The organism is Altererythrobacter sp. Root672 (genome assembly GCF_001427865.1).
Taxonomy (GTDB): Bacteria; Pseudomonadota; Alphaproteobacteria; order Sphingomonadales; family Sphingomonadaceae; genus Croceibacterium_A.
Genome location: NZ_LMHH01000001.1, coordinates 380,077 through 405,750 on the forward strand (window position 1 = coordinate 380,077; position 25,674 = coordinate 405,750).

Sequence of the window (25,674 nt, forward strand, 5' to 3'; positions counted from 1 at the left end):
AGACGATCAAAGACCCGACCCTGCATCGCGATCATCCTGGAGACTGACATGCCCGGCACCGATACCCTGGAGCGCCCCGCCACGACGACTGCCAATGGCGAACTGCCCTATCCCGTCCGCCAGTTCACTCCGGCCCATCCCGATCTCAAGAACGGCGCCGGTGTACCCGCGAGCCTGGCGAGCGAGCATTACGTCGAGGCGCTTGCGCGGGTCGTCTATGTCTGGGGTCACCCGCTCGTTAACACCTTCGGGCGGACCAGCACCTGGGAGCTGATGAAAGGCCACGGTCCCGGCATGGCGATGGGGCTGTTCCCCGGATGCCCGAAGAACTGGATGGGCTATGTCGACGATTACCTGCCCGCGCAGCAGCGCAAGGTGGTCACACCCAACAACGACACCATCTATGGCGCCTGTTTTGCCGACCTGGGCGAGGAACCCGTCGTCATCCAGACGCCGCAGGACGTGCCGGACGGGCATTACTGGACGATCCAGATCGTCGACGCCTTCACCACCGTGACGCATCAGCTCGGCTCCGCCTCGGGCACGCCGGCGGGCAAGTACCTGTGGGTCGGACCTGAATGGCAAGGGGAGGCGCCCGACGGGTTCGTGGAAGTGTTGCGCTCCCCGACCAACATCGGCGTGGCGATGGCCCGAAGCTTCGCCGCGCGTACGCCGGAAGGAAAAGCTCGGGCGCGGGCAGTGCTCAATCAGATGGGCGCACTCCCGCTGAGTGAAGACAAACCCGGCCGGCACCAGTTCGATTGCGAAGCCAGCGCGCGCAACAAGGTCTATCCCGCGGGCCTGACTGCAGAGATCCTGGCGGCCGACCCCGATTTGCTGCGCATCCGACCGGTGCACGGAGAGACGTTCTGGGACGATCTGGAAAAGGCGCTCGACGCCAATCCGCAGGTCGGACCCAATGACGCACCGATGGCTGCGCAAGCGCGGACGCTGCTCGACCTGCGCAAGAGCGACCCGCGTTGGAAAGCCCTGCTCGATCGCGCGGCCCTCACCGCTGATGCCGAGCTATACGAGGGCGCGCGCTACGACCAGGTCGGGGTCGATGCCGGCAATGGCTGGCAGCGGCAGGACAATGGTGGCGCCTGGAGCACCGACTGGTACGGCCGTGCGCTGGCCGCGGTGATCTACATCTACGTCAACGATTACCACGAGGCGATCTACTTCATCCGTGGCACCGACGCGAAGGGCGAGCTGCTGCAGGGCCGTTATCGCTACACGATGCGCTTCGAAAAGGATCAACTGCCGCCGGTAGACCGCACCACAGGCGGGTTCTGGTCGCTCACCATGTACGACCGCGACTACTTCATGACGCCGACGAGCCCCAACGAGCGGCACAACATCGGCACGGTCAACCTCGACGCTAACGAATTGAAGTTCGGTGCGGACGGGTCGCTGACGCTGGTGCTCTCGCGTGACGAGCCCGAGGACGAGGAAGGCAAGGCCAACTGGCTGCCCGCGCCTGACGATCAGTTCGCGCTGATCGTGCGCACTTACGTCCCCACCGAACCGCTCCTCAACGGCAGCTACAAGCTGCCCGATGTGAAGCGGTCCGGCTAAAGGGTCTTAGTTCGTTAGCAGGATCGACATGCGCCGGTTGCGCGGATCCTGGGGTTTGTCCTTCACCAGCAGCTCGCGGTCGGCGACGCCTTCGATGCGGAAGAAGCGGCCTTCGGCGATGCCTTCGCGAAGCAGAGCCTGGCGCGTAGCTTCAGCGCGGCCGGCTGAAAGCGACCAGTTGTTCGCTTTCACTCCGCTCCGCCACGGAAGCGCGTCGGTATGGCCGCGGATCGTGACCTTGCCTGTCTCGGGCGACACCGTGTCGGCGATCGCTGCGAGTAGGGCACGGGCGTCCGTGGTCAGCACCGTGGTGCCGAGCGTGAACATCGAGAAGTCGGCATCGTCGACCAGGTCGATCCGCACGCCTTCGGTCGTGTCCACCATGCGCACTTGCTGCATCAGCTTGCGCAGGCGCTCGTTCTCGGCAACCCGCTGCATCAGGCGCTGCTGCATGCGCGAGATCTGGCTCGCCCCCTCGCGCTGGCCGCCAGTGGCGTCGCGCGGGATGGTGATCGCGCTCTTGCCGGTTTGCGAGGCGCGGTGCGGATAGCTGTCCGGATCGGTCAGCGAAGAGCCGCCGAGTAGGCCGTAAGAGCCCGCGCTCTGTTCCTTCAGCTTGACCAGCGTCGGCGCGAAATAGTCGGCCAGACCCTTGCGCTGGTCCTCGGTGGTTGAACCCAGCAGCCAGAGCAGCAAGAAGAACGCCATCATCGCGGTCACGAAGTCGGCGTAAGCGACCTTCCATGCGCCGCCGTGGTGGCCGGCGGCCGCGACGATGATCTTCTTGACGATGATCGGGCGTGGCGGTTCGTTGCTGCCCTTGGCCTGGGCCATGTCAGCGGCCCCGCAGGCTGTCGAGCAGCTCGGTCAGGCGCGGACGCACCGATTCGCCGAGGCTCGAGCGGGCACTCTCCACCACCAGCGGCTGCGGGTGGCCGTGGAGGCTGGCGATGATCACCTGCTTGACCACGTGGAAGATCTGTTCGTCGTGGTCGAGCACCTGCTTCAACCGCGAGGCCATCGGGCCGACGATACCGTAAGCGAGCAACACGCCGAGGAAGGTGCCGACCAGCGCCGAGCCGATCATGCCGCCGAGAACCGACGGCGGCTCGTCGATCGAACCCATGGTCTTCACCACGCCGAGCACCGCGGCGACAATGCCGAGCGCGGGCAGGGCGTCAGCCAGGCCCTGCAGCGCATGCTGCGGTTCCTGCAGTTCGTGGAAGTGGGTCTTCATGGCGTTGTCCATGACTTCCTCGACCGCGTACGCATCGAGCGAGCCAGAGGAAACGACCAGCAGCGTCAACGGATCGCAGATCAGGTCGATCAGGGGCTTGTTGGCGAGCAGCCGCGGAAACTCGGCGAAGATCGGCGAATTGTCCGGCTCCTGCACGTGGGCCTCCAGCGCCAACGGACCATCGGCGCGCAGCAGACGCATCAGCTTGGTGGTCAGCGCGATCGCGTCGATGTGATCCTGCTTGTTATGGCGTGGACCCTTGAACACCTTCTTGAACGATGCGCCGATGGCCTTGAGCTCATGCAGCGAGTTGCCCGTCACCAGTGCGGCGATACCCGCGCCGCCGATGATCAGCATTTCGTGGGGAATCGCATGCATGACCGGGCCCAATGCGCCGCCCGTGATGGCGAAGCCCCCGAAAACCATGACGATCAGGAGGACGATCCCGATAACCGCGTACATCTCTAAAAGTCCCCTTGATCCCGCTCAGCGGATTATGTCGAAAAGTGAAAGGCCGGCGAGTTTGACGAAGCTCGCCTGGCTGGCCTCGAGCACGGTGAGAGTTTCCTGCAAGCGGATCATCGTGGTTGGCAGGTCGGCGCCACCGACGTCGGTCTTTTCCTGCGTGATTTGGTCGCCCACGGCCTGGCGGCGGGTGTCCATCATTTCGATCCAGCCCATGCGCGCGCCAGTGATGGTCTGCGCGGTGGTGACCTTGTCGAACGAGCTGTCGAGACCGTCGAGCGAGGACTGCGCAACCGACACTGCGTCCGCCAGCGGATCCTGCAAGGCCGCAGAGAGGTTGCCGAGCAGGGCAAACAAGTCACTCGGGGTGCCGCCCTGGTCGAAGGTCAGCACTTCTGGCCCGGTGAAGGAGGGGGTGACTGCCTGACCTTCGCCGATGTCGATCTGACCGGTCGCGGCGGTGCCGGCATAAGTAACGGTCGTTCCGCTGAGCGTGTAGGCCGCACCAGCGGCCTGCCCGCCGAACAGGGCATGCCCCGACACATTGCGGCTATTGGCCACCGACAGCAGGCTTTCGCGCAGCGTGTCGAGTTCGGCGCTGAGCAGGGCGCGCTGTTCGGTACCCTGCGCTTCGTTAGCCGCCGAAAGGGCGAGCTCCTTGGCGCGGGTGATGATGTTCACCATCGTGCTGAGCGCGGTGTCGGCCAGCTTGAGGTCGCTGAGGGCCGCGTCGGAGTTGCGCTGGTCGACTTCCGACAAGCGCTCGCGGCGGTCGAGCGTGCGCAGCCGTGCGGCGGCGACGGGATCGTCGGACGAGCGCGACAGGCGGTCGCCAGTGCTGATCTGGTTCTGCAGCTTGTTGGCCTGCTCGCGCAGACTTCCGAGCTGCTGGGTCGAGCGCTCGTAATAGGCCCCGGTGCTAAGGTTGATCATGGTTTCAGCCAATTCCGATCAGGGTGTCGAAGATATCGGTCGCGACCTGCATCGCCCGCCCGGAAGCCTGGAAGGCTTGCTGGAAGCGGATCAGATTGGCCGCCTCCTGGTCGAGATCGACCCCGGACTGCTGTTGCAGGGTGCTGCGAGCCGCGTCGGCGATTGAGTTGAGCGCTTCGCTGGTGACCTGGCGTCCCGACACTCGGCTCGAGATGTCGAACAGCAGGCTGTTCATGCGGTTCGCGGCGCCACCGGTATCCAGGGCACTGCTGAGCGTGGTCAGGTTCGAGGCGTCGCGGCTGCCAGCGGCGGCTCCGGCCGGGGCCGTTGCGATCGCCCGGCCATCGGTTGTCGCCAAGGTCATCGTGGCCGCGGTCGTGCCAGTAAAGAGCGGAGCTCCGGTCGCACCATCGAGGTCGACACCTGCTGCCTGCGCGGTGTTCACCGCATCGGCGATGTTGACGGCCAACGTGTCGAGCTTGCCGCGGAAAGTTGCCACCTCCTGCAGCGTCAGCGCGTGGCCGGCCAGCGAGCCGCCCGAAACTGCCGCGGCGGTTCCGCCGACGTCGAAGGACAGCGTTCCGTCCGCCGCAGTCGTCATCGCGAGCGATGTGGCGTTTCCGCCGTTCACCAATGCCGGACCGGTGCTGCTGCCGACCTTGACCGTCACGGTCCCATCGGTCGCGAACGTCGTGCTGATGTTGGTGATGCCGCTGAGTTTCTCGAGCATCAGGTCGCGCTGGTCGAGCAGGCTTGCCTGGTCGGTGCTGCCGGCGCCGGCACGGGCGAGGCGCTGGTTGATGCGCGCCAGTTCGCCGGCGAGGACGTTTGCCTGGTCGACTTCGGCCGAGGCGTCGAATTGCTCGCCCTGGCCGACCGCATCGAGGCTGTTGGCGGCGATATTGAATTTGCTGGCCAGCGTGTCCGCAGCCGCAAGCGTCGCAGCGCGAAGCGAGGGGTCGACCGGGTCCTGGCCGAGCTGCTTGAGAGCGCCTTCGAAATCCACGATCGCCGAATAGACGTCGGCCTGCTCGACAGCGCTTTCGATGTCCGAGAGGCCGTTGAGTTCGGTCGAGCCCCGTGCAGCGTCGCTGTTTGTGCGGCGCACTTCGGCCTGGCGGAACATGTCGGCGTTACGGTTGACGCCCGCAACGCGGACGCCCGAAAGGGCGATGTCGTTCTTACGGAACCCGCTCGCCCCGGCCACTTCCTCCATCACGGCGGTGCGGCGGATGTAGCCATCGGTTGAGGCGTTGGCGATGTTCTGCGCGGTGACGTCGAGCGCGCTGCGCGCTGCCCGAGTGCCGCTTGCGCCAATGGAAAGAAGATCGGATGCCATGAGTTAGCCCTCTGCGCCGAGGTGTTGTGCAAGTTGCTTTTCGATGCTGGCCGCGAAACCGATCGTGCCGGTCTGGCTGGCGACGTCCGCGAACTGGGAGTCGCGCATCTCCTGGAAGGTCTCTTCGCCGGCGCTGCCGAACAGCTCGTCACCGCCGAAGTCGGTGCTGCGAGCCGCGGACAGCATCTGCCGCACGAAGATCGCTTCGAACTGCTGCGCCACTTCCTTCAAGCGCGCACGCTCTGGGTTGGCGGCCGACAGGGCGGTCGTGCCGAGTTGAACGGGCAGGGTCATATCACCACCATTTCGGCTTTGAGCGATCCGGACTGCTTGAGGGCTTCGAGGATCGCGACCAGATCGGCCGGACTGACGCCGAGCATGTTGAGGGCGTCGACCACCTGGGCCAGCGAGGCGCCGGGCTGCATCAGGGTGACGCGATTGCCCTGCTGCTCGATGTCGATCGCGCTGCTTTCCTCGACCGCGGTCTCGCCGCGGCTGAAGGGTTCGGGCTGGATGACCCGCTGGTCCTCGTCGATCCGCACGAGCAGGCTGCCGTGGCTGATCGCCGCGGGTGAGAGCCGGACGGCGTTGGAGATGACGACCGTACCGGAACGGCTGTTGACGATGACGCGAGCGGCGACCTCGGCCGGGTTGACCTCGAGCATCTCGATCGCAGCCATCATGCTGGCGCGCTCGTCCGGGTTGAGCGGCAGGCGCAGGGCGAGGGTTACCCCGTCCTCGACCACGGCCGTTCCCGGATAGCGGGCGTTGATGGCATCGCGGACTCGCGATGCCGTCAGGAAGTCGGCGTTCGCGAGATTCCAGCGCAGGGCCTCGGCGGTGTCGAACCCCGTAGCCACAGCGCGTTCAACGCTGGCGCCGTCTGCGATGCGGCCCACGGTGGGGATGTTGACCGTCAGCTTCGAACCGTCGCGGCCCGAGACACCGAGGCCACCCACGGCCAGGTTGCCCTGGGCCATGGCGTAGATCTCTCCGTCCGCGCCGTAGAGCGGGGTCATGATGAGAGCTCCGCCACGCAGGCTCTTGGCCTTGCCGATGGCCGAGACGGTGATGTCGATCCGCTGGCCCGGCTTGGAGAAGGCCGGAAGATCGGCGGTGATCATGACCGCGGCGGCATTCTTCAGCGCCGGGTTCACGCCCGGCGGCAGCTGCAGGCCGAAGCGGCCCGAAACGCCGCGCATGGCCTGCGTCAGGTAGGCGAAGTTGTCGTCGCCCGAGCCGTCGAGGCCGACGACGATGCCGTAGCCGGTCAGCTGGTTCGAACGAACCGACTGGAACGTGCCGAGGTCGCGGACGCGCTCTGCTGCAGCCGGGGCCGCGCTAAGCGCGAGGGCGGCAGAGAGAGCGAGGATGAGCTTGCGGATCATGGCCACACCTCAGAACGGGGTTACGGTGTTGAAGAAGCGCGACAACCAGCCTTCGCGGCTCGCGCGCTGGACAGCGCCCTTGCCTGCATAAGTGATCTGCGCGTCGGCAACCCGTTGCGAGGCGACGCGGTTGTCCTGGTCGATGTCGGCGAGGCGGATGATGCCGGCCAGCTGGACCCATTCTTCGCCCTGGCTGAACTGCATGACCTTTTCGCCTTTCACCAGAGCGGTACCGTTCGGGCGGACTTCGGCGATCGTGACGGTCAGGTCGCCTCTTAGCGAACTGGTCTGCGAAGCGTCCCCGCCTCCATTGAACGACGAAGAACCGCCAGAATTAAGGACATTAGGGTTGAAAGCGAACGGACCGACAGTCGGCGGACGCAAGGCGATGCTGCCGTCGCGGGCCTGGGTAGAGTCGGCCGACTTGGACGTCGTCGTCTTCTCCATCAGCACCACGGTGACGAGGTCGCCGACCCGATGCGCGCGCTGTCCGAAGTGGAGCGGCGCGTAGCCAGTCGAAGCGTTGAAGATGGCGCCGTTCGCCTGGACCGGAGCCGCAGCGGGCGGGGGCGGGAGCGAGGCGGCGAAACCCGCCGGACGCTGGTCCGCCGCACAGCCGGCCAGCATGACCAGGCAGAGCGCAGATATGGGAAGCTTGCGGTTCATCATGAGCCTCACAGTGTCTGGTTGGCGTTGCGCAGCATCTCGTCGACCGAGGAGATCATCTTGGAGTTGATCTCGTAGGCGCGCTGGCATTCGATCATGCCGACGAGCTCTTCGACGATGTTGACGTTCGAAGCCTCGAGCATGCCCTGGCGGATGTTGCCGCGGCCGAGTTCACCACCCGGTGCGAGCTGGGCCGCGCCGCTGCCGGCGGTTTCGACCACGAAGTTGTCGCCGATGGCCTGGAGGCCTGCTGCGTTGGTGAAGCTGGCGACCTGGATCTGCCCGAGTTCGGCCGGTTCGGCCTCTCCGGGAAGAACCGCAGAAACGATGCCGTCGGGCGAGACCGTGATCGAGCCCGCGCCTTCCGGCACGGTGATCGCGGGCTGCAGGACATAGCCCTGCTGGGTCACGACCTGGCCTTCGGCGGAAAGCGCGAAGTTGCCGGCGCGGGTATAGCCCATCTGGCCGCCAGGCATCTCGACCTGGAAGTACCCGTCACCGTCGAGCGCGAGGTCGAGGGCGTTGTTGGTGGTCTGCATCGCACCCTGGGTGACGATCTGACTGGTCGACTGGACCGAGACGCCGGTGCCGAGGTTGAGCCCGGTCGCGTAAGCCGTCTCGCCCGAGGAACGCTGACCCGCGGTGCGGGAGTCCTGGTAGGCGAGGGTCGCGAAGTTGGCGCGGTCCTTCTTGAACCCGGTGGTGCCGACGTTGGCGAGGTTGTTGGCGATGACGCGCATCCGCACGTCCTGTGCTTCGAGTCCGGTACGAGCGACCTGGAGAGCTGAAATGGGCATGGTCTAGTTCCTTTCCTCAGCTCATCCGCAGCAGTTGCGAACCGCCTTCGTCGACCTCGCGGGCCGTGGCGATGAGCTTGCTGCGCATGGCGTAGAGACGCTGGGCGTCGATCATGTCGACCAGCACTTCGGTGGGTTTGACGTTCGATTGTTCGAGGCTGCCGGTCTTGACCCGGGCCTCTGCATCCTGTGGCAGCACACCACCCCCTTCGACGCGGAACAGGCCGTCGAGGCCCTTCGCGATGGGGCTGCCCTGCCAGGAGGCGAACTTGATGCGGCCGACTTCCTGCGGCGGCGCGTCGGGCGCGGCCGGGTCGGCGACCATGATCGTGCCGTCGGGCGCGATCGAGGGATTGGTGCCGAGAGGCAAAGTAATGGGACCGGCTTCACCGAGCACCGGATTGCCTTCCCCGTTGACGAGGAGGCCGCCGGCCGTGATCGAAAGATCGCCGCGCCGGGTATAGGCCTCCGAGCCATCGGTTGCCTGCACCGCCATCAGCGCTTCGCCGTCGATCGAGAGATCGAGCCCGCGGCCCGTCTCGACGACTTCGCCGCCCGACATGTCTGCCGAACGAACCAGGGCTTCCTGCAGGGAGCGGGCTTCGAGCCCGTCTCCCTTCAAGGTCATCGGCCGCTGGTCCATGATTTCGGCCCGGAAGCCGATCGTCTGCGCGTTCGCCATGTTGCTGGCGATGACGCGCTGGCGATTCATCGAGGACTGCATGCCGGAGAGGGCGGTGTAGATCAGCCGGTCCATGATTTTACGTCCGCAGGTTCATGATCGCCTGCGAAATCTGGGTCGCAGTATCGATCGCTTTGGCGTTCGCCTGGAAGTTACGCTGGGCGGTGATCAGGCCGACGAGTTCTTCGGCGATGTCGACGTTCGACCGCTCGAGCGCGCCCGACATCAGGCCGCCGTACGCGCCCTGGTTGGGCAGGCCGAAAGTGGCGGCGCCGGAGATGCCGGTCGATTCCCAGTTCGACGAGCCGATCTGCTTGAGGCCGGTCGGCGAAACGAAACGGGCGAGGGCGACAGTGCCGATGTTGGTCTGGCTGCCGTCGGCATAAGTCGCGACGACCAGGCCATTGTCGGTCACCGAAACGCCGGCGTATTCGGCGCCCGCACCGTTGAACGGCGGGATCTGCGCGTCGATCGGGGTCATGCTGGTGACGGTGCCGGTGGCGTCGGTCGGGTAGACCTGCAGCCGGTTGTCCGAACCGTCATTGATGAAGCCTGCGCCGTCGGTGTCGAAGGCGCCATTGCGGGTGTAGAGCGTCGAGCCGTCGGGCGCGCGCATGGCGAAGAAGCCGTCACCCGAGATGGCGATATCAAGCGCCGAACCGGTCTGCTCGATCGGGCCGAGCGAGAAGTTCTGCACGATCGCTTCGACGCGGGCACCAAGGCCCTGGGTCAAGCGCGGGTTCGACGATGCCGAGTTCACCACGATGTCGGCGAACTGGGTGTTGCCCTTCTTGAAGCCGTTGGTCTCGGCGTTGGCGATGTTGTGGGCGATCACACCCAGGTCGGTCTGGGCGTTCTTGAGGCCGTTGAGCGAGGTATAGAAGGACATCGGATTAGGCTCCCGTTGATTGGGCAGATTGAGCAGCGGCGAGAGCGTCGAGCTTCGCCGTGATCTTCTCGAGGTTGGAGTTCACGTCGTTGATGCCGGCGAGCGAGGAGAACTGGGCCATCTGCGCCAGCATCTCCTTGTTATCGACGGGATCGAACGGGTCCTGCTGCTGGACCTGGACGGTCAGCAGGCGCAGGAAATCGGTCTGGTCGAGCGACGAGTAACCCCGCCCGGTCGTGCTGGTGGCGGCGTTCGCCCCAGTCGAGTTGACTTGCGATACGGTCATTTCATCCTCATCGTTTCGAGCATCAATTGCTTGGCGGTGGAAAGCGCGTCGACGACGTTCCGGTACTGGCGGGACGCCTCCATCATCTCGACCATCTCCGAGTTCTCATCGACCGGAGCGGTCCAGACATCGCCGTTCTCGTCGGCGAGCGGGTGATCGGGATCGTGCATCTTGGTCGGCGTGACATCGGCGCGGTAAACGCCCTGGACGCGTACCGTGCTGAGGCCGGTGGCCTGGTCCAGCTGTTCGGCGAACACCGGACGGAGCGGGCGGTAGGCTTCCTGCTCGCTGCCGGCGACACTGCCGGCGTTGGCGAGGTTCGAAGCGGCGGTGTTCATCCGCACGAGCTGCGCCGACATGGCGCGCTGGGCGACGTCGAACATGGTCATGGGGCCGGGCATCGTTATTCGCCCTTGATCGCGCGAGTGACGGTTTCGATCCGTCCGCGCAGGAAGCCGAGCGTTGCCGAATAGGCGACCGCGTTTTCGGCAAAGGCCGATTGCTCGACCGACATCTCGACCGTGTTGCCATCAAGGCTGGGCATCACCGGCACACGATACTGCACCGCCGATTCAGCGGCCGCGTCGGCTTCGGTTCCGCCCATGCGCGCTTCGAGCGCCTTGGCGAAATCGATGTCGCGTGCCTTGTACCCGGGGGTCGCGGCATTCGCGATATTGGAGCCGAGCATCCCCAGGCGTTGAGCGCGTACTTCCAGCGCTGCGCCATGAACCCCGAACAGTCCCTCGCTCATCATAGTCTCCACGTTCGTTCGTCCTGGGCATTCGTCGCCACGGACGTTCGTTCGCAGTGTATTGAGCAAGGGCCGTGCCAATTGGCTTGCGCGGGCAGTCCGACCGGGGGCGGGGAGGGGGAACCGGCAAGCCTTTGCCGCTAACCGGCAATGTTTGGCCACGCCCTGAAAGCTTCGAATTCCTGCCCGTTCTTTCGGGTGAGGAGATCTCGTGATGGAAGGCAGTCATTTTTTCGATCCCGTAGCGGCGGTGCTCGTTTTCGGCGGGACGATTGTCGCCACGGTCATGCGTTGCGGCTGGGGCGATGCCCGTGCTGCGCTGCGCGAGTTCGCACTGCTGTTCGGCCGCGGCTTCGACGCGACGCGGGCGAAGTCCGAGCTGGCCAAGCAAGTGCAGGACATCGAGGCCCAGGGCTTCCTCGGAGCGGAGCCGCGTCACTTTGGTGATGGCGAGTTCGACGAGGTGACCGACGAATTGATCCGCACGCGCTCGATCAAAACCATCCACAGCAGCCACGAAGCCCATCGCGCCAAGCGCATGGAAACGGCCCAGCGTGCCACGACCTTCTTCGCGGCGGCGGCGGACCTTGGTCCGGTACTGGGGCTCGCGGGTACGCTGATTTCGCTCGGAGGTCTGTCCTCATTTGCCGCCGCGACCGGCAACTTTGCGGAGTCGATCGGGATGGCCGTAGCGACGACCCTCTACGGTCTGGTCGCCGCGAACTTCATCTTCGCGCCGCTTGCAGCGGTCGTCGACCGGAAGGCGCAGGCCGAGGACACGGCGCGTGAGCAGATGATCGACTGGCTCGGTTCGGCGATCGAGGCGTCGCTGCGCCGCCATCCCGAGGCCGCGGCGAAGGTGGCGGCATGATTCCGAAAATGTCGGTCGGGTGGCAGACCACGATGGCCGACCTGGCCCTGATTCTGTTCATCGTCACCGCCGCCGGGATCAGCTCGGAAATCCAGAAGAAGGATGCGCTGCCGGTATCGGGCGAGCCGCTGGCGATCTACAGCGATGCCGAGGGCGCTCCGCCGCTATCGCAGTGGCTGGCTGAGCAGGCGCCCGACCAGCGGCAGCAACTCTCGCTCATCGTCCGCTACGAAGCGGGTCATGCGCCCGAGGCCGCAGAGAAGGCGATCGAAATGGCCCGCGCGGCGGGACCGGCGGGGCAATCCGCGCGCATTATTCTGGAGCAGGGCGTGAAGGCAGAAGCCCTTGCCGTGCTCGCTTTCGACCAGGGCGAAGAGAAGATGGCACAAACCTTGCAGCAGGATCGGCAGAACTGATCCGCTACAAGGGACTTACCAGTATGCGTGCGAAACCGGGCTCTATCGCCAAGCAGCGTCTTTTTGGCTCGCCCTGCGGCACACCGCCAGCCCCCCGACCGTTCGCTTCGCGCACGGTTCGCCTTCCGATGAGGCCGCGCCTCACAGGGATGCTGGCCGCCGCAACGATCGCGGCGATGTCCCCTCCTGCCCTTGCGGCGGGACTGACCGACCTTTCCACTATCGACCGCGCCGTGGCCGAGTTTACGGGCGCGGCCATTGGCTCGCCTGGCGGCGCCCGGCTCCCGGTAGACCGCCGCCTGCGCCTGGCCGACTGTGCGCCAGGGATGGCGCTCGAATGGTATGGCAGAACTCGCAACACCGTAATCGTGCAATGCCCAGAGGCGGGCGGCTGGCGTATCTACGTTCCGCTGGTCGATGGTGGTGGAGCTTCCTCTGTCGCGGCCTCTCAGGGCCCCGATGTGGTCAGCCGCGGCTCGCGCGTGACCATCAGCGTCAAGGGTTCGGGCTTCACGCTCTCGCGTCAGGGTGAGGCCCTGGAAGCGGGCGCTATTGGCGAATGGATCCGCGTGCAGCCGCTCGACCGCAAGGGCGATCCGTTGCGCGCGCAAGTGCTGCGTCCGGGCGTGGTCGGCATGGAATTGCCGTAACCCGGCAAAAAATGCCCGGCCTCGTGACCAAGGGGGCTTAAAGTAAGTTGGTTGCCGCCGTCTTAGTCTTTGTCCAGACGACGGAGCGGCAAAATGAGACCGATCGAAACATCAGGGCTGGGCGGGGCCACTCCCCGCGTAACGGCAGCGGCGGCAACGCCGGTGAACGCGGTTGCGCCAGTGCGCCCCGTTCAATCCCGCGAACAAGAAGGGCTTGGCGAAGTGGCCCTGACCACGGCCTCGGCCGGCGCATCTGCCCCCGTCGATATCGACCGGGTCAAGCAGATCCGCCAGGCGATCGAGGAAGGGCGCTACCCCATCGTACCGATGCGCGTTGCCGATGCGATGATCGCGGCCGGCATTCTTCTCAGGACCAAGCCATGAGCCATTCGGCAAACCTCGGTGAAAGCTTGCGGCAAATGTTTGCCTTGCTCGAGGCAGAGCGGCAGGCGCTTGCCGCCATCGACCTCGAACGCATCATCACTTGCGCCGACGGCAAGATGAATCTCTGCGATGCCATCGAAGGACGCGGTGCCGAGCTCGACGAGGAGAGCCGTGGTGTTCTCGACGCCGTGCTGCGCCTTAACGACGTCAACCGTAAGCTGCGCAATCTCATCGCGTCCAACGTGCAGACACGCCTGACCGCCCTTAGCGGAGGGAGCCCTCTGTACGACGCGCGCCGCGGCGCGAAATCGCGGGAAATTACCGCCCGAGCTTAATTGGCACGGATCATGCTGAACCCGGATCGAGTTTTCCGATCCGGGGGTACCAGTGCCTGAAGTCAGTTCTGTCCAGCGAAGCGATGTTCGTGCGGCTATTGCCCGCGCGTCCGCCGCTACAGGAGTCAATTTCGACTACCTGCTCGCTCAGGCCAAGATCGAGTCCGCCTTCGATCCCAGCGCCCGCGCCTCGACTTCGAGTGCAGCGGGCCTTTTCCAGTTCACCGCCGGCACCTGGCTCGAGACGCTAGACCGCCACGGTGCGCGTCACGGCCTTTCCTGGGCCGACGCCGCGATCTCTCGCTCCGGTGGCCGCGCGGGCATCAATGATCCGACGATGCGGGCGCAAGTGATGAACTTGCGCTTCGATCCGGACGCCTCGGCCCTGATGGCGGCCGAACTGGCCCGCGACAACGCAGGCGAGCTGCGTGGCGTGTTGGGCCGCGAGCCCGATTCCGCAGAACTTTACCTGGCGCACTTCATGGGAGCCGGCGGCGCTCGCTCGTTCCTCACGGCGCTGCAGAACAACCCCGGACAGTCGGCGGCGGATCTCTTTCCTGAGTCAGCGTCCGCCAACCGCCCGATCTTCTATGACAACGGCCGCCCCCGTTCGGTGGGCGAGGTCATGGACCTCATGCGGACCAAGGTTTCCTCGGCCATGGAGGGGGGCTTCGACAGCTTCCAGGGTGGCAGCTACTACTCCTCGCCCCAGGCATCCTTCCAGACCGCGTCCTACAGCCGCTCAGCCGCACCCGAGCAGGTGCAGCGCATCCCCTCGATGGCGGACACGCTGCAGGCCACCTTCGGGGCCACGGCAAACCTGCCGGGCAAGGCCGGTGAGCGGGTCGAGAAGGCCTACTCCGCGTTCAGGACCTTCGGGCTGTGAACGCGCTTCGTTCCATCTTCACCCCGTCGCTAGCCCTGCCGGTAGGCATCCTCACGATTATCGTGCTGATGGTCGTGCCGATCCCGGCGATGATGCTCGACGTCTTCTTCGTCCTCAACATCGCCTTGTCGGTCGCCATCCTGATGGCGGCGATCAACTCTGAAAAGCCGCTCGACTTCTCGTCCTTCCCTTCGGTCCTGCTGTTCGCGACCCTGCTGCGCCTGGCGCTCAACGTCGCCTCGACCCGCGTGGTGCTGATGAATGGCCACGAGGGCGAGGCCGCTGCGGGTAAGGTGATCGAGGCGTTCGGCGCCTTCCTTATCGGCGGCAACTTCGCCGTCGGCCTGTTCGTGTTCATGATCCTGATGATCATCAACCTGGTGGTCGTCACCAAGGGTGCGGGCCGCGTGTCCGAAGTGTCCGCGCGCTTCACCCTCGACGCCTTGCCGGGCAAGCAGATGGCCATCGACGCCGATCTCGCGGCCGGCCTGATGACCGCCGCCGAAGCCAAGGCTCGCCGCCGCGAAGTGGCGACCGAGGCCGATTTCTACGGCTCGATGGATGGCGCCAGCAAGTTCGTGAAGGGCGACGCGATCGCGGCCCTGCTGATCCTGTTCGTCAACCTCGTCGGGGGCCTGATCCTTGGCGTTGTAAGCCACGGATTGTCGCTTTCCGAAGCCGGTGCGCTCTATGTCACGCTGGCCGTAGGCGACGCGCTGGTCGCTTCCATTCCCGCCCTGCTGCTGTCGATTGCCGCGGCGGTTATCGTCACCCGCGTTTCGGATAGCCGCGACCTTACCGGTCAGATCAGCGGCCAGTTGTCCGATCCGCGCATCTGGCTTCCGGTTGCGTGCATTCTCGGCGCGATGGGGATGATCCCGGCGATGCCGCAGACCATCTTCATGCCGCTTTCCATCGCCTGCTTCTGGCTGTGGAAGACGCTTGGCCGCCGTGCCCGGACCGCTGCCGTGGTCGAAGAGCCGAAGCCGGTCACCGATCCTTCGCGCATCTCGATCGAGGAAATCTCGGAACAGACGCTCGTTACGATCGAGCTGGGTTATGGCCTGGTCCACCTGGCCGACGACCGGAAGGGCGCCCCGCTCGTGGCGCGCCTCACCGGCCTGCGGCGTCAGCTGTGCCAGACATTCGGCTTCGTCGTTCCGCGTTTCCGCGTCCGCGATTCCTTCGACCTCGCGCCGGACCATTATCGCGTCCTGCTCGGTGGTGCCCCACTGGGCTCGGCACAGATCCGCACCAACAAGATACTCGCCATCGATACGGGCGACGTGAAGTCGAGCGAGCATATCGCCGGCGAGGCCACGTTTGATCCAAGCTTTGGCTGCCCGGCACTGTGGATTGCGCCAAACGATCGCGACCTTGCCGTGGCCGAAGGCTATCTGGTGGTCGACATCGAGAGCGTCATCGCGACGCACGTCAACCAGTTGCTCGCCGCGCGGCCGCAGGAATTGCTCGGCCCCGACCAGGTGCGCGAGCTGCTCGATTCGGTGCGCGAGAACAACGCCCAGCTGGTCGATACGATTACCCCGCAGCCGATGTCGCTGGCCGCGATCACTCGCGTGATGCGCTCGCTGTTGGCGGACGGTATTCCGCTCGCTCACCCGCTGCCGGTCCTATCGAGCCTGTCGCAAGCTGCCCAGCAGACCACCGACCACGATCGCCTGATCGACATGATCCGCGCCGACCTCGGAGGCATGATCGTCGGGCAGATCTGCGCGCCCGACCAGCGCTTGCCGGTTGTGACCCTTGCCGCCGAGCTCGAAGAGATGGTCGTTGGCGGGATGCAGGACCCGGGGACGGGCCAGGTCATCATCGAACCCGACCTCGCGCGTTCGCTCGGTGAGCGCGTAGCTGCGATCATCGCGTCGCGTCAGCCGGGCGAGGGCGCTCCCGCGCTCGTCGTCCAGCAGCGCGCCCGCCGGCCGATCTCCGCCTTGCTCAAGCTTCGCGCGCCGGGCTGCCTGGTGATCTCGATCCATGAGCTTCCCGTCACGCAGCCGATCGAGGTGATCGCAGTGATCGGGGACGACAACGCCCTCGCGGCGCACCAGGCGCCGGACTCGCATCAAACACAGAACAACGAACCCGACAGGGAGACTTTGGCCGCATGATCCAGGATCACACCCGCTTTTCGGCTGCGAAGGCTTACTCAGTACAAGTTGGGGACCGGGTATCCCGGTTCCTGCCCATGGTGCGCAAGCTGGCTTGGCACCTCTCGGGCAGCGCCGGTCCTTCGCTCGACGTCGAGGACCTGATGCAGGCCGGTGTCGTCGCGCTCACCGAGTGTGCCCAGCGCCACGAAGGGCCGAGCGAGGATGGCTTTGCCGCCTATGCCAAGCTGCGCGTCAGGGGCGCGATGGTCGACTTGCTCCGCGCCTCGTCACCTGAGGCGAGGGGCGCACGCGCCAACCGGCGAAGGGTTGAGCAGACCCAGCAGGAGCTCCGGCTCAAGCTGAAACGCGTCCCGACCTCGGCTGAGACTGCTGCCGCTCTGGGCCTGACACTGGCCGAGTTCGAGAAGCTTCGCACCGATGCGGCGGTGATCCAGCTCGATTCAATCGACGAATGCTATTCGGACAGCTCCTCGGTGTTCGCGTCGGACGACGAAGGGGCGGAGGCCATCCTCCTGGAGGCCGAAGACCGCGCGCGCCTGATCGAAGAGATCGGGGCTCTGCCCGAACGGCTGCAGTTGGTGATCCAGCTCTACTTCGTGGAGGAATTGAACCTCTCGGAGATCGCCGAGGTCCTCAGCGTCAGCATCCCGCGCGTGCACCAGCTGAAAGCCGCAGCGCTCGACAAACTAAAGCTGTCGATGGCGGCTTGAGCCTCTCGGCTATGCGGCTGCCGTCCGGCGCCGCAACAAGTCCCACACGAACAGAGCCGCAGCAGCCCAGATCGCCACGAAGCAGGCGAGCTGGGCGGGCCGCAGTTTCTCGCCGAACACCAGCAGGCCGATCAGGAAGACGATGGTTGGCGAGCTGAACTGGAGAAATCCCAGGACGGTGTATGGCATCCGCCTGGCCGCGATGGCGAACCAGATCAGCGGTATGGCGGTCATCGGGCCGGCCCAGGCAATCGCGGCAGTCTCGAGCGTGTTGCGCCCGATCACGGTTCCGGCCGGACTAGCCGCGTACCAGCTGACGATGGCGACAGCGGGCAGTAACAACAACAGCGATTCGATCGTGAGTCCCACTAGCGCACCGGCGGCAACGGTTTTGCGCAGCAAGCCGTAGATGCCGAAGCTGAGCGCCATCGACAGGCTGAGCCACAAGGTCGTCAGCGCCCCAATCGCGAGGACCGTCACCCCGACCCCGGCTAGCAGCAGCGCGCACCACTGGAGGCGATTGAGCCGCTCACCCAGCACGACGAGGCCCATGAGCATCATCGCCAATGGCAAGATGTAGTAACCCAGGCTCGCGGCATAGACATGCCCGGTCTGGATCGCCCAAACGTAGAGCGACCAGTTGACCCCGATCAGCGCAGCGCTGGCCAACAAGGTAAGCAAGGCGCGGCGATCTGCCAGCACGGCCTTAAGCTCTCCCCAGCCATCCATGCCGCGCCGATGCGACCAGGTCATGAACGCGAGGCACAGGGGCAGGGTGAAAATGATCCGCCAAGCCACGAACTCGATCGGTGGCACCTCGTGCACCAGCAACAGGTACAGCGGCATCGAGCCCCAGAACGCATGAGCGCCAAGCGCGTAGGGTAGGCCGCTGCGGTGCTGTTCGGGATGCCCGTTCACTCGGCTCCGGTTAGGCAGGAAGTGTCTTTGCGACAAGCCGTGTGAAAAAAATGTGATCCTTTCAGACAGGTTGTCGTCCGTTCAGGATTCTAGGCTTAGGCATGAACCGTCACAAGAAGTTCAACGGAGCCGAGACAATGAATACGCTGTCCAAAAACATCACCCTCGCCATCGCTGCCCTCGGCATGACCGCTTCTGCGGTTCCGGCCATGGCGACCGACTTCGGCCACGTCCGCACTGGGGTCAGTGCCGCGCCGAAGGAAGATAGCTGGAACCGGCATCGCCGGGATGATCGCCGCTATCGCCAGGCTTACTACGGTGGTGAGTCGGTCAATCGGAACACGCGCGTTTGGCGTGGCAACGATGGCCGCACCTATTGTCGCAAGAAGGACGGCACGACGGGCCTGATCATCGGCGGCGCAGCCGGCGCCTTGCTCGGCCGCGAGGTCGACAGCAGCGGCGATCGTGCGCTCGGCACTATCCTTGGCGCTGCGGCCGGTGCCCTGATCGGCAAGGAACTGGATGATGGCATGAAGTGCCGTTGAACCTGACAGCCTGAACGGCCGGAGCCTTCTTCCCTTGGAAGGCACCGGCTGGAGCGCGGCCCCTTCGGGTCGTGTTCATGAGGGGTCGCGCCGAGGCGCCCGCGTGATGGATCCACGCGGGCGCCTTGTTCGTTTTCCGGTAGATTCGTTTTTGCTCAGGCCTGCCTAAACACTTTGGTTGCGAGTTTGCGCTAGGGCGCGGTCATGCGTCTGCGGTTTCAAATCATCCTGGCGAGTTGCGCTTCGATCCTGCTGTCGGCCTGTGGCAGTTCGGGCGAGGACACGCGCGCCGAGAGCGAACAGGACCCTGCCATCACAGCGGCCCTCAATCAGCCGATCAGCTACGACCCCGACCTCTCCACCATGAACCGCGCCAACAGCGCGGCCTTGCTGCCGACCCAAGACGGATCCCTGCCTATCGTGGACCGCGGACCCGACGCGGTCGAGATCGCACGCGCGGAAGCGCTGCGGCTGGTGGGCGGGGCGGGCAACATGCGCAAGGCCCCCGAACCGCAGGAACTTCCAGAGGAGCTCCCTGTCGAAGCTGCGCTGACCGCCGGTGCACGCGCGGCAGCGGCTCCCGGGATCGACGGGAACTGCGCCGAGCAAATGAGCTACACCTTGCAGTGGGCCGCCAAGATGCCCCCGGCGTTCCCGATCTACCCGCGCGGCGCCGTACAGGAAGCGGCGGGGACGGACACCGACGGTTGTGCTCTCCGCGTGGTCAATTTCGTCACGCCCGTGCCCTTGGGCGAAGTGGTGGATTTCTATTTCACCCGAGCCCGCAACGCTGGTCTTCCGGCCGCGCACGGGCTGCAAAACGGCGATAACGTACTGGCCGGAAGCAAGGGCGGGCGCTCGTTCGTAGTCTACGCCCGCGAGCTGCAGTCGGGCCTGGTCGAAGTGGACCTGGTGACGGGAGGCTAGTCCTCGCTCTTGGCCTTGCTGTCTTCGCGGAAGCCGACCCCGACGCTGGCGCGGGGCTGCTCCATCTCGGTGCTCGCGACCGGATAGGCGCAATAATCCGCGGCATAATACGCCGCCGGCCGATGGTTGCCCGACAGTCCGATTCCCCCGAACGGCGCGGCTGAAGAGGCGCCATTGGTGGGGCGGTTCCAGTTGACGATGCCAGCGCGGATGCCGGCCCAAAAGTGATCGTACTCCTCGGGCGTGCCACCGATCAGCGACGCCGAGAGGCCAAAGCGCGTGTTGTTCGCTTCCGCGATGGCCTCGTCGAAATCGTCAACCTTGATCACCTGCAGGATCGGACCGAACAGCTCGACATCGGGCCGCTCGCTCAGCGCCGTGGTATCGATCACCGCGGGCGTCACGAACGGCAGGCCCTCGAACGGCTGCTTCATGTGGGTCAGCGCCTTGCCGCCCTTGGAGATCAGGTAGACCACGCTCTCGGCCAGCTGGACTGCGGCCTGCATGTCGATCACGGGACCCATGAACGGCTGGGGATCGTCGAACGGCGCACCGATGATGATCCGGCCGGTCAGCCGTTTCACCTCGGCCACGACCTTGTCGTACATGCTCGCCTTGACGATCAGGCGCCGGGCAGCGGTGCAGCGCTGGCCGGCGGTGGTGAAGGCCGATTGCACGATCAGCGCGGCAGCGTCGGTAATCTTGGGCGTGTTCCACACCACGATCGGATTGTTGCCGCCCATTTCGAGCGCGACGATCTTGCCGGGATTGCTCGCCATCTTGCGGTTGATCGCGATGCCGGCCTGGGCCGAGCCGGTGAACAGCACGCCATCGATGCCGTCATGCGCGACCAGCGCCTTGCCTTCGTCAGGTCCGCCGATGAGCAGCTGGACTACGTCGGCGGGGACACCGGCTGCGTGGAAACACTTGAGCAGGAACTCGCCCGTTGCCGGGGTCTTCTCGCTTGGCTTCAGGATCACGGCATTGCCCGCGATCAGCGCCGGGACGATGTGACCGTTGGGGAGATGGGCGGGGAAGTTGTACGGCCCCAGCACAGCCATCACGCCGTGAGGCTTGTGCCGCAGCGCTGAGGAACCCTGCAGGGCGCTGTCGAGCCGTCGCTGTCCGGTGCGTTCGCCGTGGGCGCGGATCGAGATCTCGACCTTGGCGATCACCGCTTCCACTTCGGTGCGGCTTTCCCACAGCGGCTTGCCGGTTTCCCGCGCGATCAGTTCTGAGAACTCGTCGAGGCGCTTGCGCACTTCGTTGGCGAAGCGGCGCATCAATTCCATGCGCACGGCGTTGGGTTCGGCGGCCCACTTGGGCCAGGCCTTGCGGGCCCGCTCGACTACCTCGTCAACGTTGCCCACCTGGCCGCGCCAGAGTTCGGCACCCGTTGCCGGTTCGAAGGAGATGATCTCGGTTTCGCTCACGCGCGCTGTTTCACAAGGAATGGGGGATCGATCACGGTAGATAGTCGCCCAAGTCTCATCTTGCCAGTCCGCCTGATATTACAAAGGTCTTTATGCCCGGTGTCCTGCCGGCTCAGGAGGTTCCCCGAGGGCATCGCCCATCGTTCGGATCGCGGCGACCTTGTCGTGCAGCGGTTGCCAGTCGTCGCGCTCGGCAATCGCGGACCAGATGGCTTCGACCTCGTCGATCAGCATGGATTGCGGGGCTTCAGCCGACCAATAGGGGTGGTCGTCGGCGACCGCCGGGTAACCCGCAAGCACCTCCGCAAGCGCGCCGCTGGCATTGCGTTCGCCGCGGTGGGCGAAGAAGAACTGGTCGGGTCCGATCCCGTCCCCTCGCATGGCTTGTTCGGCGGCAGCTATCAGGCGCATGTCGGCCTCCACGCCTTGGCTCACAACGCCCAGGCGCCAACAGAATCGCCGTGTGATGGCCTGGTGGTAGAGATCGGGAAATCTCTCGATTGCAGCGATCAGCGGCGGAGCCTCGACCAACAACCTCAGCGAGATGGCTAACTGCGTGAGGTTCCAGCGGATCGCCTCCGGTTGGCGGCCGAAGGAATAGAGCCCGCTGTGGTCGAAATAGGCGGCGGTGAAGCTCGGATCCCACTGCGGTAACCAGCGCCATGGGCCATAGTCGAAGCTTTCGCCGGTGACGTTCATGTTGTCCGAATTGAGCACCCCGTGGACGAAGCCGGCGACCATGTACGACGCGGCGAGGTCCGCCAGACGCTCTACCGCCTGATGCATCAGGACGACCGCCGGCTCGTCACGACCCGGCGCGTCCTCGGGCGGAAGCGGACCTGGGAACTGGGCGAGGCAGTAGTCGACCAGTTGCCGCATGTGCCCGTCCTCCTCGAAGGCCAGGAGGCGCTGGAAGGTGCCGATGCGGATGTGTGAGTGGCTGAGACGGACCAAGACCGCCGAACGTGTAGGAGAGGGCTCGTCGCCGCGTTCGAGCTCCTCACCGGTCTCCGTGACGGAGAACGTCTTGGAGGTGTAGACCCCCAGGGCTTCGAGCATTTCGGTCGCAAGAATCTCGCGAACCGCGCCCTTGAGCGTCAGCCGACCGTCAGCCGTGCGGCTATAGGGCGTGAGGCCCGAACCCTTGGTCCCGAGTTCGAGCAGGCGGCCGCTACCGTCGCGCATCTGTGCGAAAGTGAAGCCACGACCATCGCCGATCTCGGGGTTGTAAACGCGGAACTGGTGGCCGTGATAGCGCAGGGCCAGCGGCTGGGGCAGGTTATCGGGCAGCGGCTCGAACCGCCCGAAATGGCCGAGCCACGCCTCGTCGCTCAGGCCGTCGAGCCCGACCGTCTTCGCCCACCGTTGGTTGCGGAAGCGCAGGTCAAGCCGAGGGAAGTCGGCGGGTCTCACCGGATCGCCGAGCCAGTCGGCCAGGCTCAGGATCTGCGGATCGGGGCGATAAGGGGCAGCTTGCGGTTCGGCTCGCATCTTTGCATTAGTGGGGTGGCCTGAGGCGGGGAGCAAGCAGAACGTGGTAATGAGCGAACCCGTCTTCACAGTCGGCGAATGGACCAGCGCGGACGGATTGACCCTCCGTTATCGCGACTATCCGGGTGGCGAGGGCCGTCCGCCGATTCTGTGCATCCCTGGCCTGACCCGCAATGCGCGCGATTTCGAATCTGTCGCTGCGGCCTTCGCCGGGGAGTGGCGCGTGATCTGCGCGGACCTGCGCGGACGGGGGCTGAGCGACTACGCGAAGGATTCGGCCAGCTATAACCCGATGCAGTACGTGGCCGACATCTCCGCCTTGCTCGACCAGGCGGGGTTCGAGCGAGTGATCGTGATCGGGACTTCGCTCGGCGGAATCGTGGCCATGCTGCTGGCGACTTTGGCGCCCGACCGGATTGCTGGCGTGGTGCTCAATGACATCGGTCCGCATATCGAGGAAGCCGGGCTCGCCCGTATTCGTGACTACGTGGGGCAAGGGCGTAGCTACCCGACCTGGATGCACGCTGCGCGCGGGCTGCGGGAGCAGGGCGGCATCGCTTATCCTGAATTCAAGGTCTCGGACTGGCTCAAGCTTGCCAAGCGTCTGATGGCCGTCGGGCCGGGCGGGCGCATCGCGTTCGACTACGACATGAAGATCGCCGAGCCGTTCAGCACGCCTTCCGGCACTGCGCCCGCTGACATGTGGCCAGCGTTTCAGGCGCTCGCCGGGCGACCGGTGCTGGCGATACGTGGGGGCGTGTCGGACATCCTCTCCGCCGCCACTCTGAGCCGCATGAAGAAAGAACTGCCGGGACTCGAGGCGGTGACGATCCGCCGTGTTGGCCATGCGCCGACACTCGACGAACCCCAGGCGCTGGAAGCAATCTCGCGCCTGCTCGGCAAGGTCGAAGCCGCTCAGGCATGAGTGTCCCGCGGATCCTGCACCTCCATTCGAGCTTCGATGCCGGCGGCAAGGAGCTGCGCTGCGTTCAGCTGATCAACGCTTTCGGGCGCGATGCGGAACACGCGATCGTTTCGGGCGATCCCGAGCGCCGCTCGGCTGCCGAACGCCTTTCCGGCGCGGCGAAGGTGTCGTGGCCCGAATTTCCCTCGCTCAAGGGCAAGCCGCTGCCGGGGAGGCTCAAGCGTCTCGCTGCTGCGATGGCGGGGTACGACCTCATCTGCACCTACAACTGGGGCGCCATGGATGCGGTCATGGCGCACACTCTGTTCGCCGACCCCTACAAGCTGGCGCCCTTGGTTCATCACGAAGACGGCTTCAACGAAGACGAGGCCGGCGGTCTCAAGCCGCTGCGCAACTTCTACCGTGGTATCGCGCTGGGGCGGAGCTCGGCGCTGGTTGTGCCGTCGCGCACGCTCGAACGGATCGCGCTCGAGACCTGGCATCAGCCCCGGACCCGAGTGCGACTGATCCCCAACGGGATCGACACTCGCGCCTTCACCCTGCCTCCCAAGCGCGATGCCTTGCCGCGCGTGGTCAAGCGCAAAGGAGAGCTGTGGGTCGGTACGCTGACGGGCTTGCGCGTGGTCAAGAACCTGCCGCAGCTGGTCCGGGCTTTCCGGAACCTGCCCGAGGAATGGCAGCTGGTCATCGGCGGCGAGGGGCCCGAGCGCGGGGCGATCCTGGCCCAGGCGGCCACCAGTGGGATCGAAGACAGGGTTCATCTGCCCGGACAAGTCGTCCCCGCGAAGGCGGCCGCCCTGTTCGACATCTTCGCGCTTTCCTCGCTGTCCGAGCAGTTTCCGATCTCGGTGGTCGAGGCGATGGCGGCCGGCCTGCCGATCGCGGCCCCGCGGGTCGGTGACATCGCGGCCATGGTCGCGACCGACAACGGGCCGTACCTTAGCGCGCCGGGGGACGAGGCCGGCCTGGCAGCGGCCATCGCAGCGCTCGCCGCCGATCCGGCGCTGCGCAAGCGTATCGGCGAGGCCAATCGGGCCAAGGCCAAGGCCGAATATGACGAAGGACGGATGATCGAACGCTATCGCGCGCTCTACTGGGGCCTGATGAATCGGATCGGAGTCACGCGATGAGCTTTCAGCCAAGGTTCACCGCGGCGGGGACAGAGGCGACTCCGCAATTGAAAAGGCGCGGCCATCCGTTAAACAGCGCGCCGACCAATTAACTCTGAATAGAAAAGTCCCGTGGCCCTTAGACCTGACTCCGAGAAGTCCCGTGCCGATGAGCTTGCCGAGCGCCAGACGCGCGAGCAAGAGGTCCTCTTTCGCGAGGTCGATGAGGCTGTCCGACAGGATCAGCTGGGCGGCGCGGCGAAGAAGTACGGTATCCCCGTTGCGATTGGCCTGGTTCTCGCGCTGGCGGCTTTCGGCGGCTGGCTGTGGTGGGCCGAGCATCAGGAAGGGGTGAAGGAAGAGCGCTCGGAGCAGCTCATCACCGCTTTCGATCGGCTCGAGGCCGGCCAGGTCCCGCAGGCGGACAAGGACCTTGCTGCCTTGGCCAGTGGACGTAGCGACGCCCAGGCCACTTCGGCCAAGCTCGCCCGCGCCGGCATTGCGCTCAACCAGAATCGCCACGCCGACGCGATCAAGCTCTACGAAGAAGTTTCGGCCGACGGCGGCGCTCCGCAGGCTTATCGCGACCTCGCGACGATCCGCTCCATGGCCGCGCAGTTCGACCAGCTTGAACCGCAGAAGGTGATCGATCGCCTGAAGCCGCTCGCCACTCCGGGCAACCCGTGGTTCGGCAGCGCCGGCGAGCTGGTTGCGATGGCCTATCTCAAGCAGAACAAACCCGACCTTGCGGGGCCGCTGTTCGCGGCGATCGCCAAGGATGAAACCGTGCCGAAATCCCTGCGTTCACGCACTCGCCAGATGGCCGGCCTTCTTGGGGTCGACGCCGTTGTCGACGTCGACAAGACGCTGGCCGAAGTACGCGAGCAGGAAGGTAGCGCTCCCGCTGCCCAGCCGGCCCAATAATGGTGAA

At 65.4% G+C, this 25,674-nt stretch carries 30 protein-coding genes; 14 read left to right on the forward strand and 16 right to left on the reverse strand.

What is annotated here, in order from left to right:
• Positions 1-48 precede the first annotated feature (48 nt).
• The gene (locus ASD76_RS01825; protein ID WP_055917658.1) at positions 49-1,578 is read left to right on the forward strand and encodes a DUF1254 domain-containing protein; all 1,530 of its coding nucleotides are present in this window, start codon (positions 49-51) and stop codon (positions 1,576-1,578) included.
• 6 nt (positions 1,579-1,584) lie between these two features.
• On the opposite strand, the gene ASD76_RS01830 is transcribed toward ASD76_RS01825, so the two are convergent.
• From ASD76_RS01830 to flgB, 13 genes are read right to left on the reverse strand one after another with little or no spacing between them, the layout of a single operon-like run.
• Positions 1,585-2,412, reverse strand: coding sequence for a flagellar motor protein MotB (locus ASD76_RS01830; RefSeq protein ID WP_055917661.1), 828 nt, complete (start codon positions 2,410-2,412; stop codon positions 1,585-1,587).
• 1 nt (position 2,413) lies between these two features.
• Entirely contained in the window at positions 2,414-3,277 is an 864-nt protein-coding gene (motA, locus tag ASD76_RS01835) for a flagellar motor stator protein MotA (protein WP_055917664.1), read from the reverse strand.
• 24 nt (positions 3,278-3,301) lie between these two features.
• On the reverse strand, positions 3,302-4,213 hold the full coding sequence (gene flgL / locus ASD76_RS01840; protein ID WP_055917667.1) for a flagellar hook-associated protein FlgL: 912 nt from the start codon (positions 4,211-4,213) through the stop codon (positions 3,302-3,304).
• A 4-nt stretch (positions 4,214-4,217) separates the two neighbouring features.
• Positions 4,218-5,552 (reverse strand): flagellar hook-associated protein FlgK, encoded by a 1,335-nt coding sequence (flgK, locus tag ASD76_RS01845; protein WP_055917671.1) that lies wholly within the window; start codon positions 5,550-5,552, stop codon positions 4,218-4,220.
• Between the two features lie 3 nt (positions 5,553-5,555).
• Complete coding sequence (locus ASD76_RS01850; RefSeq protein WP_055917674.1) at positions 5,556-5,846, reverse strand: rod-binding protein; 291 nt, start codon at positions 5,844-5,846, stop codon at positions 5,556-5,558.
• Complete coding sequence (locus ASD76_RS18105; RefSeq protein ID WP_055917679.1) at positions 5,843-6,940, reverse strand: flagellar basal body P-ring protein FlgI; 1,098 nt, start codon at positions 6,938-6,940, stop codon at positions 5,843-5,845. The genes ASD76_RS01850 and ASD76_RS18105 overlap by 4 nt, the downstream gene beginning before the upstream one ends.
• A gap of 9 nt (positions 6,941-6,949) precedes the next feature.
• Positions 6,950-7,606: a flagellar basal body L-ring protein FlgH gene (locus ASD76_RS18110; RefSeq protein WP_055922788.1), complete on the reverse strand. Its 657-nt coding sequence runs from the start codon at positions 7,604-7,606 to the stop codon at positions 6,950-6,952.
• Positions 7,607-7,614: 8 nt separating this feature from the next.
• Positions 7,615-8,403 (reverse strand): flagellar basal-body rod protein FlgG, encoded by a 789-nt coding sequence (gene flgG, locus ASD76_RS01865; RefSeq protein WP_055917682.1) that lies wholly within the window; start codon positions 8,401-8,403, stop codon positions 7,615-7,617.
• 16 nt (positions 8,404-8,419) lie between these two features.
• Positions 8,420-9,160: a flagellar basal body rod protein FlgF gene (locus ASD76_RS01870; protein WP_055917686.1), complete on the reverse strand. Its 741-nt coding sequence runs from the start codon at positions 9,158-9,160 to the stop codon at positions 8,420-8,422.
• Between the two features lie 4 nt (positions 9,161-9,164).
• Positions 9,165-9,974 (reverse strand): flagellar hook-basal body complex protein, encoded by an 810-nt coding sequence (locus ASD76_RS01875; protein WP_055917689.1) that lies wholly within the window; start codon positions 9,972-9,974, stop codon positions 9,165-9,167.
• A 4-nt stretch (positions 9,975-9,978) separates the two neighbouring features.
• Positions 9,979-10,260, reverse strand: a complete 282-nt coding sequence (locus tag ASD76_RS01880) for a flagellar hook assembly protein FlgD (protein WP_055917692.1) — start codon at positions 10,258-10,260, stop codon at positions 9,979-9,981.
• Positions 10,257-10,649, reverse strand: coding sequence for a flagellar basal body rod protein FlgC (gene flgC / locus ASD76_RS01885; RefSeq protein ID WP_235506461.1), 393 nt, complete (start codon positions 10,647-10,649; stop codon positions 10,257-10,259). Before flgC ends, ASD76_RS01880 begins: the two co-directional genes overlap by 4 nt.
• Positions 10,650-10,663: 14 nt before the next feature.
• On the reverse strand, positions 10,664-11,011 hold the full coding sequence (gene flgB, locus ASD76_RS01890) for a flagellar basal body rod protein FlgB (protein WP_082553748.1): 348 nt from the start codon (positions 11,009-11,011) through the stop codon (positions 10,664-10,666).
• 214 nt (positions 11,012-11,225) lie between these two features.
• Between flgB and ASD76_RS01895 the strand changes: the two genes are divergently transcribed.
• The 8 genes from ASD76_RS01895 to ASD76_RS01930 all read left to right on the forward strand — a co-directional run bounded on the left by ASD76_RS01895 (position 11,226) and on the right by ASD76_RS01930 (position 17,395).
• On the forward strand, positions 11,226-11,882 hold the full coding sequence (locus ASD76_RS01895; protein ID WP_055917701.1) for a MotA/TolQ/ExbB proton channel family protein: 657 nt from the start codon (positions 11,226-11,228) through the stop codon (positions 11,880-11,882).
• Positions 11,879-12,298: a hypothetical protein gene (locus ASD76_RS01900; RefSeq protein ID WP_082553554.1), complete on the forward strand. Its 420-nt coding sequence runs from the start codon at positions 11,879-11,881 to the stop codon at positions 12,296-12,298. Before ASD76_RS01895 ends, ASD76_RS01900 begins: the two co-directional genes overlap by 4 nt.
• 128 nt (positions 12,299-12,426) lie before the next feature.
• Positions 12,427-12,948 carry a flagella basal body P-ring formation protein FlgA gene (locus ASD76_RS01905; protein WP_082553555.1) on the forward strand — a complete coding sequence of 174 codons (522 nt, stop codon included), beginning with the start codon at positions 12,427-12,429 and terminating at the stop codon, positions 12,946-12,948.
• Between the two features lie 93 nt (positions 12,949-13,041).
• Entirely contained in the window at positions 13,042-13,332 is a 291-nt protein-coding gene (gene flgM, locus ASD76_RS01910; RefSeq protein WP_082553556.1) for a flagellar biosynthesis anti-sigma factor FlgM, read from the forward strand.
• Entirely contained in the window at positions 13,329-13,667 is a 339-nt protein-coding gene (locus ASD76_RS01915) for a hypothetical protein (RefSeq protein ID WP_055917710.1), read from the forward strand. The genes flgM and ASD76_RS01915 overlap by 4 nt, the downstream gene beginning before the upstream one ends.
• A gap of 52 nt (positions 13,668-13,719) precedes the next feature.
• Entirely contained in the window at positions 13,720-14,553 is an 834-nt protein-coding gene (locus ASD76_RS01920) for a transglycosylase SLT domain-containing protein (protein ID WP_055917713.1), read from the forward strand.
• A 68-nt stretch (positions 14,554-14,621) separates the two neighbouring features.
• Positions 14,622-16,682, forward strand: coding sequence for a flagellar biosynthesis protein FlhA (locus ASD76_RS01925; protein WP_268760324.1), 2,061 nt, complete (start codon positions 14,622-14,624; stop codon positions 16,680-16,682).
• Entirely contained in the window at positions 16,679-17,395 is a 717-nt protein-coding gene (locus ASD76_RS01930) for a sigma-70 family RNA polymerase sigma factor (RefSeq protein ID WP_055917720.1), read from the forward strand. The genes ASD76_RS01925 and ASD76_RS01930 overlap by 4 nt, the downstream gene beginning before the upstream one ends.
• A 9-nt stretch (positions 17,396-17,404) precedes the next feature.
• Here ASD76_RS01930 and rarD read toward each other — a convergent pair whose 3' ends face one another.
• Complete coding sequence (gene rarD / locus ASD76_RS01935; protein ID WP_055917722.1) at positions 17,405-18,313, reverse strand: EamA family transporter RarD; 909 nt, start codon at positions 18,311-18,313, stop codon at positions 17,405-17,407.
• A 137-nt stretch (positions 18,314-18,450) separates the two neighbouring features.
• On the opposite strand from rarD, the gene ASD76_RS01940 reads away from it, so the two are divergent.
• On the forward strand, positions 18,451-18,858 hold the full coding sequence (locus ASD76_RS01940; protein ID WP_055922794.1) for a glycine zipper 2TM domain-containing protein: 408 nt from the start codon (positions 18,451-18,453) through the stop codon (positions 18,856-18,858).
• 204 nt (positions 18,859-19,062) lie between these two features.
• The gene (locus ASD76_RS01945) at positions 19,063-19,785 is read left to right on the forward strand and encodes a hypothetical protein (protein ID WP_055917725.1); all 723 of its coding nucleotides are present in this window, start codon (positions 19,063-19,065) and stop codon (positions 19,783-19,785) included.
• Here the strand turns inward: ASD76_RS01945 and astD are convergent.
• Positions 19,782-21,218 carry a succinylglutamate-semialdehyde dehydrogenase gene (gene astD, locus ASD76_RS01950; RefSeq protein WP_055917728.1) on the reverse strand — a complete coding sequence of 479 codons (1,437 nt, stop codon included), beginning with the start codon at positions 21,216-21,218 and terminating at the stop codon, positions 19,782-19,784. The two genes, ASD76_RS01945 and astD, sit on opposite strands and share 4 nt — an antisense overlap.
• Before the next feature lie 90 nt (positions 21,219-21,308).
• Positions 21,309-22,709 (reverse strand): protein adenylyltransferase SelO family protein, encoded by a 1,401-nt coding sequence (locus ASD76_RS01955; RefSeq protein ID WP_055917730.1) that lies wholly within the window; start codon positions 22,707-22,709, stop codon positions 21,309-21,311.
• A 49-nt stretch (positions 22,710-22,758) separates the two neighbouring features.
• Here ASD76_RS01955 and ASD76_RS01960 point away from each other — a divergent pair, with 49 nt between their 5' ends.
• The 3 genes from ASD76_RS01960 to ASD76_RS01970 all read left to right on the forward strand — a co-directional run bounded on the left by ASD76_RS01960 (position 22,759) and on the right by ASD76_RS01970 (position 25,667).
• Positions 22,759-23,634 (forward strand): alpha/beta fold hydrolase, encoded by an 876-nt coding sequence (locus tag ASD76_RS01960; RefSeq protein ID WP_055922798.1) that lies wholly within the window; start codon positions 22,759-22,761, stop codon positions 23,632-23,634.
• Positions 23,631-24,764, forward strand: coding sequence for a glycosyltransferase family 4 protein (locus tag ASD76_RS01965; RefSeq protein ID WP_055917733.1), 1,134 nt, complete (start codon positions 23,631-23,633; stop codon positions 24,762-24,764). Before ASD76_RS01960 ends, ASD76_RS01965 begins: the two co-directional genes overlap by 4 nt.
• Before the next feature lie 111 nt (positions 24,765-24,875).
• Positions 24,876-25,667 carry a tetratricopeptide repeat protein gene (locus ASD76_RS01970; RefSeq protein ID WP_055917736.1) on the forward strand — a complete coding sequence of 264 codons (792 nt, stop codon included), beginning with the start codon at positions 24,876-24,878 and terminating at the stop codon, positions 25,665-25,667.
• Positions 25,668-25,674 lie beyond the last annotated feature (7 nt).

Excerpts from the sequence above, each read along its gene's own strand:
- ASD76_RS01825 (WP_055917658.1), top strand. The coding sequence starts at position 49 with ATGCCCGGCACCGATACCCTGGAGCGCCCCGCCACGACGACTGCCAAT.
- ASD76_RS01830 (WP_055917661.1), bottom strand. The coding sequence starts at position 2,412 with ATGGCCCAGGCCAAGGGCAGCAACGAACCGCCACGCCCGATCATCGTC.
- motA (WP_055917664.1), bottom strand. The coding sequence starts at position 3,277 with ATGTACGCGGTTATCGGGATCGTCCTCCTGATCGTCATGGTTTTCGGG.
- flgL (WP_055917667.1), bottom strand. The coding sequence starts at position 4,213 with ATGATCAACCTTAGCACCGGGGCCTATTACGAGCGCTCGACCCAGCAG.
- flgK (WP_055917671.1), bottom strand. The coding sequence starts at position 5,552 with ATGGCATCCGATCTTCTTTCCATTGGCGCAAGCGGCACTCGGGCAGCG.
- ASD76_RS01850 (WP_055917674.1), bottom strand. The coding sequence starts at position 5,846 with ATGACCCTGCCCGTTCAACTCGGCACGACCGCCCTGTCGGCCGCCAAC.
- ASD76_RS18105 (WP_055917679.1), bottom strand. The coding sequence starts at position 6,940 with ATGATCCGCAAGCTCATCCTCGCTCTCTCTGCCGCCCTCGCGCTTAGC.
- ASD76_RS18110 (WP_055922788.1), bottom strand. The coding sequence starts at position 7,606 with ATGAACCGCAAGCTTCCCATATCTGCGCTCTGCCTGGTCATGCTGGCC.
- flgG (WP_055917682.1), bottom strand. The coding sequence starts at position 8,403 with ATGCCCATTTCAGCTCTCCAGGTCGCTCGTACCGGACTCGAAGCACAG.
- ASD76_RS01870 (WP_055917686.1), bottom strand. The coding sequence starts at position 9,160 with ATGGACCGGCTGATCTACACCGCCCTCTCCGGCATGCAGTCCTCGATG.
- ASD76_RS01875 (WP_055917689.1), bottom strand. The coding sequence starts at position 9,974 with ATGTCCTTCTATACCTCGCTCAACGGCCTCAAGAACGCCCAGACCGAC.
- ASD76_RS01880 (WP_055917692.1), bottom strand. The coding sequence starts at position 10,260 with ATGACCGTATCGCAAGTCAACTCGACTGGGGCGAACGCCGCCACCAGC.
- flgC (WP_235506461.1), bottom strand. The coding sequence starts at position 10,649 with ATGACCATGTTCGACGTCGCCCAGCGCGCCATGTCGGCGCAGCTCGTG.
- flgB (WP_082553748.1), bottom strand. The coding sequence starts at position 11,011 with ATGAGCGAGGGACTGTTCGGGGTTCATGGCGCAGCGCTGGAAGTACGC.
- ASD76_RS01895 (WP_055917701.1), top strand. The coding sequence starts at position 11,226 with ATGGAAGGCAGTCATTTTTTCGATCCCGTAGCGGCGGTGCTCGTTTTC.
- ASD76_RS01900 (WP_082553554.1), top strand. The coding sequence starts at position 11,879 with ATGATTCCGAAAATGTCGGTCGGGTGGCAGACCACGATGGCCGACCTG.
- ASD76_RS01905 (WP_082553555.1), top strand. The coding sequence starts at position 12,427 with ATGAGGCCGCGCCTCACAGGGATGCTGGCCGCCGCAACGATCGCGGCG.
- flgM (WP_082553556.1), top strand. The coding sequence starts at position 13,042 with ATGAGACCGATCGAAACATCAGGGCTGGGCGGGGCCACTCCCCGCGTA.
- ASD76_RS01915 (WP_055917710.1), top strand. The coding sequence starts at position 13,329 with ATGAGCCATTCGGCAAACCTCGGTGAAAGCTTGCGGCAAATGTTTGCC.
- ASD76_RS01925 (WP_268760324.1), top strand. The coding sequence starts at position 14,622 with ATGGTCGTGCCGATCCCGGCGATGATGCTCGACGTCTTCTTCGTCCTC.
- ASD76_RS01930 (WP_055917720.1), top strand. The coding sequence starts at position 16,679 with ATGATCCAGGATCACACCCGCTTTTCGGCTGCGAAGGCTTACTCAGTA.
- ASD76_RS01940 (WP_055922794.1), top strand. The coding sequence starts at position 18,451 with ATGAATACGCTGTCCAAAAACATCACCCTCGCCATCGCTGCCCTCGGC.
- ASD76_RS01945 (WP_055917725.1), top strand. The coding sequence starts at position 19,063 with ATGCGTCTGCGGTTTCAAATCATCCTGGCGAGTTGCGCTTCGATCCTG.
- ASD76_RS01955 (WP_055917730.1), bottom strand. The coding sequence starts at position 22,709 with ATGCGAGCCGAACCGCAAGCTGCCCCTTATCGCCCCGATCCGCAGATC.
- ASD76_RS01960 (WP_055922798.1), top strand. The coding sequence starts at position 22,759 with ATGAGCGAACCCGTCTTCACAGTCGGCGAATGGACCAGCGCGGACGGA.
- ASD76_RS01965 (WP_055917733.1), top strand. The coding sequence starts at position 23,631 with ATGAGTGTCCCGCGGATCCTGCACCTCCATTCGAGCTTCGATGCCGGC.